We start from the raw sequence: 11,383 nt of genomic DNA on the forward strand, positions 1-11,383 counted from the left end.
CATCACACCTGCCCCGTCGTACGCCGCACAGCCGCACATCGAAGCAGGGGAGGACCGTGGCCCAGTCCTAACCGACGCCACGACCACCGGTATCCGGCACCCTCGCCCCTCGAACCAGGAGATCCAACACGCTCTGAGCTCGGAGAAGGCTCCCTCGGGCCGACGCGCCCCGCCAGAGGACACCCCAGAAGCCAACACGGTCGGTTCCGGGAGGGCCACAGGAACGAGGCGGGCCACGGGTTAGCGGGTCCAGCACGCCGCAGTCCCGGCGGCGGTGTCCGGGCGAAGTCCACGGGCACGTGGTCGGACCGGAGCCCCTCGGAATGGTCGCGGTGAACCCTCCTGGCAGGCCGTGCGGTTGACGTGCATGTTCCAGTACCAGGTGTTCCCGAACCGCAGACCGAGCGGGGGACGCGCCCGGTAGCGGCTGTTCGGGGCGTTCGGGTCGGGGTCGCATCTCGGGTTCTCGAGCACGCGGACCTCATCGGCCCGGGAATCAGTGACGGCCGCCAGATTCATCTGCCCGCAGTCCCACGTGTCCTGGCCTGCGGCCCCCGTCCTGCGAGGGTCGGTCTGCAGAAAGCACACGTAGCGATCGCTGCCGACCCCCTGCAGGGCCACCACTACGTTGTGCGCGGTCAGCCTCTCGATCTCCGCCCGCCAGTTCATGCCGTTGCCGGATCCGTGCATGTTGTACGTAGCGAAGGGCGAACTGCCGATTTTGTTCACGGCGTGCGCCGCCGTGCCGGTCAGCCTCACGTTCGTGACCAGTGCCGCCAGCACTGTCAGGACGGCGGTCACGGCAGCCCTCCGTCGCCGACTACGGTCCCGCTTCGTCAGATGGTTGTGTCTCGTCAATGATCCGGCTTCTCAGATCGACCCCCGCGCCCAGCGGCCCAGGGGGACTGTCAACGCCACGGACTCCGCGTGGCGCACCGAACCGTCGTACCCTCAGCAGCCGGCCGCGCCGCCCACGCCAGGAAGGGCAACCGAAGCCCGGCGGCCTTCGCCCGCGCGACCGCCGCGGACCGGCGAGTGCGCGCCCCCTGCCACGACGTCAGGCACGCCTTCAGCACGGGCAACGCCCTGCGAAACGCGGCGGAGGTACTCGACGTATTCGACGTATCCGACGGCCCGGTCGAGAAATTCGGCGGCGTAGTTGTCGTGCCGTGAAAGGGGGAGCCAGGGCCTGCGAGGTCGCGGCGGCCTTCTGCCGCGCTCGCCGCTGGAACGCGACCGGATGCATGCGGGTCAGCCAAAGCGTTGCCACCAAACCGTTACCACCAAACCGTTACCACCACAGCATTACCTCTTCGTCGCGCGGCGCGCAGTGGATCGCAGGCTGTGCGCGGTGTCGATGGCGGCGGTACGCGTCCGGTGGGCGGCTTCCTGCAGCGGACCGAGCGAGCGCCGGCCGGGGCCGCGCCCGAGCAGGTCCCGGTAGAGGTCGAGGTGTTGCTCGGCGATGTGGTCCGGGGCGTAGCGGGCCGAGTTGTGCCGAGCTGTTTCTCCCATGCGCCGGCGCAGGGTGTCGTCGCGGATGAGGTCGCACAGCGCGGCGGCGAGGCCTTGCGTATCGCCGGGGCGGACCAGGAGTCCGTCGACTCCGTGGGTGATGATCTCGCGCGGCCCGTTGGGGCAGTCGGTTGCGACGACGGGAAGACCGCAGCGCATGGCCTCGACGATGGTCATGCCGAAAGACTCCCGGTCGGAGGCGGAGACGGCGATGGACGCCTTCGCCAGCTCGTCCTCCAGGGCGCCGACATGGTCGTTGAGGAAGACGTGGCCGTTCAGCCCCAGGCTGTCGATGAGGGCGGTCAGAGTGCTCTTCTCGTTGCCGGTGGTGTCGCCTTTGCCGAAGATTCGTAGTTGCCAGTCCGGGTGGGAGGCGACGACCTCGGCGAAGGCCTTGATGAGGAGGTCGTAGCGTTTCACCGGGATGAGCCGCCCTGCGGCTACGACGACTTTGCCGGTGTGCTCAGCCGGCCGTGGGGTCATGGCAGGGACGCTGTTCGCAATCGCCCGCACCTGCACGTCAGGCAGGCCGAGTTGCCGGTAGGCACGCGCGTCGGCTTCGGTCACGGTGGTGAGCGCGTCCAGCAAGGGGTAGCGGTGGCGTATCTCATGGCGCATGCGCAATCCGTGGCCGGAGAGGGTGAGGTGTTCCTGACCCACTCTGATGGCGGCGGGATGAGCCTGCCGGGCGATATGCACGTTCAGGCCCGGTCTGGTGCCGACGATCACGTCTGCCTCCAGGCGGGAGAGATAGCGGCCGATGCGTTCATCCGTAAGGCGGCTGTACTGCCTGTGGCGGCCGTCCGCGCGGGGAAAGACACGGGCGGGCTGTGCGTGGCGGGGATCGTCGCCGTCGTAGTGCGCCGAATTGCGGCGCATATCCACCAAAGGCGTCAACTGCACATGTGGTGGTGCGCCCATGGCCGGCGTCCGGCGGTAGCGGAAGACCGAGATGATCTCCACCTCATGGTGGGCGGCCAGTGCAGCGGCGAGGTTGAACGTCGATCTGATCGTGCCGCCAAAGGTGTAGGCGTTGTGGAGCAGGAAGGAAATACGCATGTGTCTGCATCTCCGGCTGGCTGGTGGGACGGGTCACGGGTGGTAGACGGTGCCGGGCTGCGGACTGGCTGGAGCCAGGAGCTGGGGGACGGTGACGAAGGTGTACCCCCGGGCGCGTAGCTCGTCGACGATCCTGGGGACGGCGGGAACGGTGCCGTCGTAGATGTCGTGGAGCAGGATGATGCCGTCGCGGGATGCCTGATTGAGGATGCGGTCGCCGATCAGGCGGGTGTCGGTGGTGGCGTAGTCGCTCGCGGTGGCACTCCACAGGACTTCGGACAGGCCCCGTGAGCGGGCGACCGACCCCACCGTCTTGTTCGTGCCGCCCTGCGGCGGTCGCATCAGGGTGGGGGCCTTGCCGGTGATCTTTTTGATCGCGTCCTGGGTGTAGTCGAGCTCGTCGCGTATCCGGTCGGGGGTGAGGTGGTCGAGGCGCTGGTGGGTCCAGGTGTGGTTGCCGATCTCGTGCCCTTCGGCTGCTTCCCGGCGCACCAGGTCAGGGTGGGCGAGGACGTGATTTTTGCCCAGGAGGAAGAAGGTGGCGTGCACTTTCTTCGCTTTGAGGATGTCCAGGAGCTCGGCGGTGCGGGGCCCGGGGCCGGCGTCGAAAGTCAGCGCGATGCACTTCGCCTTCCGGCAGTCCACCGGCGCCTCACCTGTGTCACTCTGTGTGACGAGTGCACTTCTGTCCGCTTGTGTGCGCGCCTGGGCCGGCGTGAGGCGCTGCACCCCGCATCCGGTCAGAAGGGCTGTCCCGGTGATGAGGCAGAGTGCCGCGGTCACTGCTGGATGCCGCCGGGCAAGGCCGCGGCGGCAGGAGCGAATGGAGCGGACGGGGCGGACGGGGCGGACGGCAAGGCTCGGCATGACGGCGGCTTTCGGAGCGATCAGGGTGCGGAGGAGTGCCGGCTCGGAACGGTCCCGTAGAGCCCTGGTCGGCTGTGAGCAGGTGGGCACCTCTGTCCGGTGTGGCGGAGACACACCATGCAGGAACCAGCCCAAAGATGATCTAAAGAACCTAAAGATCACCTTCAGGAAAAAGAGCGTGCGGTATGAAAGGCTCAACTGCGTGAAAGGCATCCTGGTCGTCGAGGACGATCCGCAGCTCGGGCCCGCCCTGCAGCGCGGATTGACAGCGGAGGGCTACCGCGTCGAACTCGTCCGTGACGGCACCACCGGACTGGAACGAGCACTGACCGGTGACCATGCGGTCATCGTGCTGGACATCATGCTCCCCGGCCTGAACGGCTACAGAATCTGTTCCGCTCTACGCGCCGCGGGCCTCACTACGCCCGTGCTGATGCTGACCGCGAAGGACGGCGAGTACGACGAGGCGGAGGGCCTGGACACCGGTGCCGATGACTATCTGGTCAAGCCGTTCTCCTCAGTGGTCCTGCTCGCGCGGCTGCGGGCCTTGCTGCGCCGGGGCACCGCCGCCACGACCGGTCAGTCCGTGCTGCGCGTCGGCGACCTGTGGGCCGACCTGGCCTCCCGCCGCGCGGGCCGAGGTGCCGTCGAGTTCGCCCTGACGCCGAAAGAGTTCGCGATCCTCACCTGCCTGCTCCACACACCGGATCACCCGGTGTCGAAGGAGGCGATCCTCGACGAAGTCTGGGACCCGGCCTACACCGGGGGCACCGCCATCGTGGAGGTCTATATTTCCGCACTGCGCAAGAAGGTCGACGCCCCCTTCGCCGTCCGCAGCATCGAAACCGTCCGCGGATACGGATACCGCCTCACGCCCCGCGAACAGCCGTAATGACCGCCCGGCAGCATCCCTCGCGCCGCACACCAGCCCTGCTCCGTGGCCTGCCCGGCCAGGTGCGCATCGCACTCGTGGCAGGCGTCGCCGCCCTCGTGCTGTTCGGCAGCGGGGCGTGGTGGCTGTTCCAGCACGTTCGCGCGGACGCCTACCGGACGACAGAGAACCGGGCATTCGAGCTGTCTGTTCAACTCGCCGCCCAGGCGGCCGCCGGCAAAGAAATCCTCAGCGACCCCCTGCGCGGCTGGCCCCTCATCGAGGTCGACCGAGCAGGCCGCACCACTGCCGCAGCCGGCGGCACCCAATACCTTGCCGATCTGACGGCGCTGCTCCCCGCGCCCCCCGCCCAGCCACCCCGCCGGACAACCGGCAGTCCGCAGCGGGGCACGGTCCACGTCGGCGCGGTCGACGAACGCGAGCGCGACCGCTTCCACCGTTCCGACGGGATGCTCAAGCCGCCCCCCAGCAGTAACACCTCTGCCCAGCAGAAGGCTCTGCTCGCCCACCGGCAGGCTCACACTCTCGCCCACCGCACCATGACCGTCTTCGCCACCGCCGTGCACACCCCCGCAAACGCATGCGGCCTGCCTACCGAAGCCGACGGCTCGTGCCGCTCCACCCTCTACGTCTTCGTGCCCCCCGACGATGCCAAGCAGGCCACCGCCTCATTGCAGACCCCGCTCATGACAGGTGTCCCCCTGGCCGCACTGCTGGTCGCCACCCTCGCCTGGACCGCCGCACGCCGCTCCCTGCGTCCGGTCGAGGCCATCCGGCAGGAGGTCGCCGAGATCACCGACACCAGCCTCGACCGCCGAGTCCCCGTCCCCGACGCCCGCGACCCCGTCCGCCTCCTGGCACAGACCACCAACACCACCCTGGACCGCCTGGAGACCGCTGTAGAACGCCAACACCGCTTCGTCGCGGACGCCTCACACGAACTGCGCTCCCCCGTCGCCGCCCTGCGCTACGAACTCGAAACCGCTCTCGCCCACCCCGACACCATCGACCCCCGCCAGACACTCCACGACGCCCTCACTGCCACGCGACGCATCCACACCCTCACCGAAGACCTGCTCCTGCTGGCCCGCCCCGACCACCCTGCCGCCCACTCCCTGATCGACCTGGCCGGCCTCGCCGCAGAACTCGTCTACGAGTACCGGCACCGCGGCCACCCTGTCTCTCTGCGCAGCAGTCCCGACCAGGCTCCCGTCCGCGGCGACGGCGCGCAGCTCCACCGGCTGCTGCGCAACCTCCTCGACAACGCCGTACGGCACGCACACACCGCCGTCGTCCTGGACATCACCACCGACGGTCAGACACACACCGTCAGCGTCCACAACGACGGCACACCTCTGACCCCGGACGAATGCGAGCACGTCTTCGAACGGTTCACCCGTCTCGACGAGGCCCGCGCCCGCGACACAGGCGGCAGCGGCCTCGGACTCGCCATTGCCCGCGATATCGCCGAGCGCCACCACGGCACCCTCACCGCCCACTCCGACCACCCCCGCCCCGGCACCACCTTCACCCTGACCCTCCCAGGCCCACCGGATGCGATTCCATGAGCGTCCTCATAGGCGTAGCCGACCGACCAACGAGGGGACCTGTCCGGGACTTCGTGCAAGCGTGTAAGCCCTCGGGTTTCATGTGGTGTCGAGCCGGTCCTCGAAGAAGAGTGGGAACTGGTTCAGCGCCTTCTTCAGTGTGGCGCGACGTACCCGCGCCCGCTGCCTCCCCGGTAGGGGCCCAGGCGGCCGTCGCTCAGGCTGATACACGAGGTCCGGATGCCCCTTGGGCCCACTGCCAGGGGTGCCGGCGGAACCCTCGGCATGGGCGTCCTGCTACGCGGGCGCATCCGAGTGTCCCTCCGTGATCGGGTCCGTCGCGGGCTCGACCCGAGGTCTGCTGAGCCCGCCCTTCCAACGGAAGGCGGAGGGGAGTTCGAGACCGAAGTGGTCGAAGATGCGGGCCACGAGGTGCATCACGATGTCGTCGATGGTCTCGGGGTGGTTGTAGAAGGCCGGCATCGGCGGAAGGATCAGGGCGCCCATGCGGGCCAGGGCCAGCATGTTCTCCAGGTGGATCTCGTTCAGTGGTGCTTCACAGGGAACGAGGACGAGTTTCCTCCGCTCCTTGAGCGTGACGTCGGCCGCTCGTACGACGAGGTCTTCCGCATACCCCGCCCGGATCGCGGCCAGCGTCTTCATGCTGCACGGGGCGATGATCATCCCGTCGGTCGGGTAGGACCCGCTGGATATCGCGGCTGCCTGGTCAGCGGGCCCGTGGACGTGGTCGGCCATCTCCCGCAGATCCTGCACGGTGTAACTGGTCTCGTATTCCACCAGCGCACGCCCCCACGGGGTGAGCACGAGGTGGGTCTCCACCTCCAGGGCCTGCAATGCCTGCAGGGTGCGCACGCCGATGATGGCACCCGATGCGCCGGTCATGCCGACGATGAGGTTCACGACCGTACCTTTCCGTTGTCGACTACGTCAGTGGCGGGAGAAGCGGTGTGCAGCGGCCGTTCACCGAGCGACCAGGCGATTCCGTGCAGAAGTCCGTGCCGGCTGACGACCATCGTCTCCTTGCCGGTGTGCTTCATCGTGGCGCGCACCACCAGCGCGCTCGCGACGATCACGTCCACCATGCCCGGGTGCATGCCGGGTATCCGGGACCGCTGCGCCGCTGTGGTCCCCAGCAGATCGTTCACTACTCGGTCCACGTCGAGATAGGTCAGATATCCGGGGCAGGGTCCGGACGAGGAGGATTGCCGTGCCCAGGCGATCGCTGCCACTGTGGTGACCGCTTCGGAGGCCCCGATCAGAGCGGCGTCCTGCCATCCCGGCAACGCCGCCAGCGCCTCGTCGAGCTTGGTCTCGATGGCCCGCTCGGCCGCGGCGATCTCCTGTGGTGTCGGCGGGTCGGTGCGCAGATGCCGTTCCGCGATCCGCACGCATCCAAGGTCGGCGGAGACGGCATGCTCGGCGTCCGAGGATCCGAGGGCGAACTGGGTCGATCCGCCGCCGATGTCGGCCATCAGGTAAGGGGCGTTGACCTCACCGGTCAGGGCGCGAGTGACTCCCGCGAAGGCCAGGTGAGCCTCCTGCCTGCCGGACAGCGCCTCGCTCGTCAGACCGAGCGTGTCGCTCACCAGGGCCAGAAACTCCTCACCATCGGCAGCGCCGCGCGAGACCCAGGTGGCGCACATCCGCACACGCTCGACATCGAACGCGACGATCAGCGCCGCGTAGTCGGCCAGCACCGCCCGCGCCCGGTCGACGGCCTCTCGCGCCAGTCTCCCGGTGTGCCCGACGTCCTGCCCCAGGCGGATGATGTCGAATCGTTCCACCACCTCGACCATTCGCGCGGCCGGGCCGTGGCCTGCCGAGGGCAGATCAGCCACGAGGAGCCGGATCGAGTTGGTACCGCAGTCGATTGCCGCCACCCTGGTGTATGCGTGGCCGGGCAGCTCGGATTGCCGGCGCGTTGCGCCGCCGCCGGCGTCTCCTCCGTCCTGTGCCACAAGGGCCGGAACACTGGCCGGCCCGCTGTTGGCACGAGGCCGGCAGAACCGGGGGCCAGGGCGGCTGGGTCGATGGACTGGATGTCGATCTTGGTCATCCAGTCGTCCTCCGGCAGAGACCCGATGACATAGATCTTCTTCCCGGTGCCCGCGGCGTAGCCGAGTTCCCAGGCGCAGTCACGGCCGATCGGCGGCTGGCAAATCACGCAATCAGCTTCGTCAATGGCCTGTCGGCACGCCAGGGCACCGTCGGGAAATCCGAACGAACCGGCCTTGTCGTTGGGTAACCACAGGGATAAGCCAAGGAGACCGGCGAGGTGTTCGGCGTCGCTGGGGTCGGTCTGCTCGTTCTTGCATTTGGCACAGTAGTAGGCATGCGGCATACGAATCGCTCCTCCAGTCAGGGTGCAAGCGACAGCGTTTCTACAGCGGTGTCCCAGGTGATGGACTCCGCCTCCCGCCCGGCGGCCGCCCGACGCATTCCATGAAGGTGCCCCCACCGGGAACAGGGGCCCACACCTCGCGAGACATGCGAACCGCGGAGAACGCCTCCACCTTCAGGTGACGTACGGACAGCCGATCGGACAGGCCCAGCCCTTCGTCGGGCACCGAAGACGGTTTCTCAGTCGGGCGGTGAGGCTGTGATCGACTCCTACGGGGCCGCTGTTGACCTCTGGCGGACTGCGGAGAGCTATGCAGGCCCGCTCAGCAAGGGTGGTGGTCTGCCCATGTCGCACCAGGAGATCCCGGCCGAGCGTCTGGGCGTCCTGCAAGCTCGTCGACGAGAATCCGTACGTGCCAAGCGGCCGGGCCGTCCAGGGCTATAGCTGTGACGACATCTAGGCGCAGATGGACGGCTACTTGTTCGGGGCCCGGATGCAAAGCGACGTGGAACCCTTCGCGGGGTGGCATCCGGCCCTTCGCAGGAGGCCTCGCTCAACGCCAATCCCATAACGGAAATCGGGCCTCATACGCCCTCTCGCACAGAGAGTGCCTTCCGATGAGACCGACAGAGACAGTCGAAGGCCACACCGTCCCTGTTCAGAAGGTACTTTCGGGTTTCCGGCCTGCAGCCGGACCAGCCTCAACTGAAACAGCGGGGTTAGGGCCTCAACACACCGTCGAACTTCTCCCAGCCGGACCAGTCGCCACCGGGGCGCCTCTGCCATCGGTGCCACACGCCCTGGGTGCGATCGGCGCCGAACAGCTCCAGCCGGCCGTCCGCGTTGCGCGCCGCAGCAATCGAGGAGCCGAAGTGGCCGACACCTTGCTGGGGCGCGGCCGCGAGGGTGCCGGGCATCGCGACCAGTAGTGCCGCGACCGCCGCAGAGGCAAGCAGACTCGCCCGGAGAGTCCTGACCAGCCGACCGATGCGTCTGTACCCTTTGCCTGATCTCTTTCGCATGCGACTGCCCTTTCACATAAGGCGAGCGCGAACGATGCAGGCATGACAGTGCCTCAGGCCGGTGCCAACCGTCCAGCAGCTGGCCCACTCAATGGAAGATGGCGACTCCCTGACGGCCTTTCCCAGCCATACGGCGGCCCGTGTGAACTCATGCGACAGGAAGCCCCGCTGGCAGCCGGTGCGGTTCTGGCACCGGATCGCGTTCACGACCTCCCGCATCTCGTGGACGCTCTGGTATCCGGTCGCGGAGAGACGTGCGGCCCGCCTCGACGAGGGTTCTGCACATCGGCCTCGCCCAGTGCCAATGGCAGGTTCGTCACGGTTTGCCACGAGTGACGTTTCCCAAACTGTCGTGCGGGCGAGGCGAGTGCGTTCAGGCCGCGCTGTGTTTCGAGTGAGCTTCGCAGACCGGGCAGCCTGCGCCCTCCCGGACCGATGCCAGCCGGAAGCGGCTGAGCTGCCCGCACCCGAGGCACCGCGCGGCCCAAGGCGTGTGCTCTCCCGGGTAGCTGTCGAGCGGCCTGAGGCCGCGCTCCTGCATGGTCTCCCTGGCCTTCGCCATGGCGATCCACCGGTGCTCCCGTGCTCCGCCCGCCGGACGAGCCGGTGCCAGCGACTTCTCGTGGGCTCGCACGCCGTGCCAGGCCCGGATCCACGCGGGGAAGCTCTCCTCCGGCACCTGGCAGGCGGCCAAGTAGGCGCACAACTGCCGGACCGAGCTGGGCAGCAACTGCCGGTTGACGATGCGCCACGCCGACATGCGCGACAAGGGCGTGAACTCCTTCGCCCGTGCCTCGGCCCGCTCCTCCATCCTGCGCAGCGAGGGCCTGCTGTTCTCCTCGTGCACACGGACCAGCGCGGCTGCCAGGTCGGCTGCGCTGCGCACCAGCGCCAGCCGGGGCGCGGGCGTCAGCCTCCCGCTGCCCGGAGGCCGACGGGCAGCCTTCCACAGCAACTCCGCCTCCTCGACGTCGACGTCGCATACGACGGCGTACTCCCGGGTCACGGGCCAGGTCGGGCAGGTCCGGCCGGCCTCGGCCCGCTGCACCGTCGCGGTCGAGCGGTGGATACGGAACGCCACCTGCGCCCGGGTCAAGCCACTGCGGGCGCGCGCCCGGCGCAGCATCTCCGCCAGCCGGCCGACGCCGTGATCCGGATCCGGTACGTGTTTGAGGGGACGTCCTGGCCGCTGCGTCACCTCCCTGTTCACGCCGTCGGCACAGGGAGCAGGAGGGCCTCACCGGCACGCCGCAGCGCGCCCGTGCGCCACCGCATCGCCCGCAGACGCACCAGGCCCAGAGCCAGCAGCCCGGCGCCTCCGACGAGTACCAGCGAGCGGGCGGGAGAGGCGCCATGAGCGTTCAGTAACGCCACGGTGACCACGATGACGATGACGACGGCGGCTTCTGCGGTGCCGAGGCGCGGCTCGAGAGCCGCGGCACACTCGGCGGGGGAGGCGTTGGACGACACGAAGGAACTCCCTGATCACTTCGGCCCGGCGCGCAGGGCTGCCGGACGCATGCGGAACTGGCTCCAACCGGAAGACCGCGGGCGGTTGGCTCCGCCTCGTCGCGGTGCAGCACATCGTGCCAGTGATCGCCGCCGCCGCATGCGGGATCGCCGCCGAATGCTCATGACTGTCCCACGCCGCCGCGACGTACCGAATCGGCATGAAGCGCATGAACGTTGGCCAATGATCGCCTCGGACAGCCACCTCACCTGGAGCCGGCCACGGACCAATAACCCGACATTGTCAACCGGCCCTGACCTGGCCGTAGGCCGGCCGCACCTTCACTCACTTTTGTCCCACTTCACTTGCCTGCCGCCGACACCTGCTGCAACGATCCGGCTGACGCCCCAGGGCACACCCCTGACTGCCACTGGCTCCAACCACAGCAACCAGGGACCCCAGGCGTGCCCGTGTTGGCTCACGGGCACCCCACCGGGGAGACGGAACCCGTACCGGAATCCGTCTCCCCGGCTCAAGCCATCGGCACGGTCTCCGACGCCTCTCGTGCGCACAGCCCCCCTTGGCCGCCCGCCTCATGCCTTGGCGGTGGTCAGCTCCGGCTCGCGTGTGTGTTCGCTGTGTTCGCCGGAGGCCAGAGCGGCCAGGTAC

General features: G+C 68.5%; 11 protein-coding genes. 3 read left to right on the plus strand and 8 right to left on the minus strand.

The genetic code is table 11. The features are described 5' to 3' along the window. Positions 1–240: 240 nt before the first annotated feature. Positions 241–801: an exonuclease/endonuclease/phosphatase family protein gene (locus NQU55_RS27985; protein ID WP_168095573.1), complete on the minus strand. Its 561-nt coding sequence runs from the start codon at positions 799–801 to the stop codon at positions 241–243. A gap of 126 nt (positions 802–927) precedes the next feature. Between NQU55_RS27985 and NQU55_RS27990 the strand changes: the two genes are divergently transcribed. Continuing rightward, entirely contained in the window at positions 928–1,173 is a 246-nt protein-coding gene (locus tag NQU55_RS27990; RefSeq protein WP_168095572.1) for a hypothetical protein, read from the plus strand. A 132-nt stretch (positions 1,174–1,305) separates the two neighbouring features. On the opposite strand, the gene NQU55_RS27995 is transcribed toward NQU55_RS27990, so the two are convergent. Continuing rightward, positions 1,306–2,574, minus strand: a complete 1,269-nt coding sequence (locus NQU55_RS27995) for a glycosyltransferase family 4 protein (RefSeq protein ID WP_168095571.1) — start codon at positions 2,572–2,574, stop codon at positions 1,306–1,308. A 33-nt stretch (positions 2,575–2,607) separates the two neighbouring features. Beyond that, entirely contained in the window at positions 2,608–3,441 is an 834-nt protein-coding gene (locus tag NQU55_RS28000; protein WP_168095570.1) for a polysaccharide deacetylase family protein, read from the minus strand. Between the two features lie 202 nt (positions 3,442–3,643). On the opposite strand from NQU55_RS28000, the gene NQU55_RS28005 reads away from it, so the two are divergent. Then, positions 3,644–4,333, plus strand: a complete 690-nt coding sequence (locus NQU55_RS28005) for a response regulator transcription factor (RefSeq protein ID WP_168095569.1) — start codon at positions 3,644–3,646, stop codon at positions 4,331–4,333. Continuing rightward, entirely contained in the window at positions 4,333–5,901 is a 1,569-nt protein-coding gene (locus NQU55_RS28010; protein ID WP_168095568.1) for a sensor histidine kinase, read from the plus strand. The genes NQU55_RS28005 and NQU55_RS28010 overlap by 1 nt, the downstream gene beginning before the upstream one ends. A gap of 276 nt (positions 5,902–6,177) precedes the next feature. Here the strand turns inward: NQU55_RS28010 and NQU55_RS28015 are convergent, their stop codons facing one another. From NQU55_RS28015 to NQU55_RS28035, 5 genes are all read right to left on the minus strand, one after another. Beyond that, complete coding sequence (locus NQU55_RS28015; RefSeq protein ID WP_256791394.1) at positions 6,178–6,801, minus strand: UbiX family flavin prenyltransferase; 624 nt, start codon at positions 6,799–6,801, stop codon at positions 6,178–6,180. Further along, positions 6,798–7,781: a Ppx/GppA phosphatase family protein gene (locus NQU55_RS28020; protein ID WP_256791395.1), complete on the minus strand. Its 984-nt coding sequence runs from the start codon at positions 7,779–7,781 to the stop codon at positions 6,798–6,800. The genes NQU55_RS28015 and NQU55_RS28020 overlap by 4 nt, the downstream gene beginning before the upstream one ends. 1,180 nt (positions 7,782–8,961) lie before the next feature. After that, on the minus strand, positions 8,962–9,159 hold the full coding sequence (locus NQU55_RS28025) for a DUF8189 domain-containing protein (protein ID WP_168096140.1): 198 nt from the start codon (positions 9,157–9,159) through the stop codon (positions 8,962–8,964). Between the two features lie 478 nt (positions 9,160–9,637). After that, the gene (locus NQU55_RS28030) at positions 9,638–10,390 is read right to left on the minus strand and encodes a helix-turn-helix transcriptional regulator (RefSeq protein WP_168096142.1); all 753 of its coding nucleotides are present in this window, start codon (positions 10,388–10,390) and stop codon (positions 9,638–9,640) included. A gap of 80 nt (positions 10,391–10,470) precedes the next feature. Beyond that, on the minus strand, positions 10,471–10,734 hold the full coding sequence (locus tag NQU55_RS28035; protein ID WP_168096139.1) for a hypothetical protein: 264 nt from the start codon (positions 10,732–10,734) through the stop codon (positions 10,471–10,473). Positions 10,735–11,383: the final 649 nt, after the last annotated feature.

The sequence above is a fragment of the Streptomyces telluris genome (genome assembly GCF_024519335.1).
In the GTDB taxonomy this organism is placed as follows: Bacteria; Actinomycetota; Actinomycetes; order Streptomycetales; family Streptomycetaceae; genus Streptomyces; species Streptomyces telluris.

Bases quoted from the DNA above. Each gene is read 5' to 3' on its own strand.
- NQU55_RS27995 (WP_168095571.1), bottom strand. From the start codon at position 2,574: ATGCGTATTTCCTTCCTGCTCCACAACGCCTACACCTTTGGCGGCACG.
- NQU55_RS28000 (WP_168095570.1), bottom strand. From the start codon at position 3,441: ATGCCGAGCCTTGCCGTCCGCCCCGTCCGCCCCGTCCGCTCCATTCGC.
- NQU55_RS28010 (WP_168095568.1), top strand. From the start codon at position 4,333: ATGACCGCCCGGCAGCATCCCTCGCGCCGCACACCAGCCCTGCTCCGT.
- NQU55_RS28025 (WP_168096140.1), bottom strand. From the start codon at position 9,159: ATGCCCGGCACCCTCGCGGCCGCGCCCCAGCAAGGTGTCGGCCACTTC.
- NQU55_RS28030 (WP_168096142.1), bottom strand. From the start codon at position 10,390: ATGCTGCGCCGGGCGCGCGCCCGCAGTGGCTTGACCCGGGCGCAGGTG.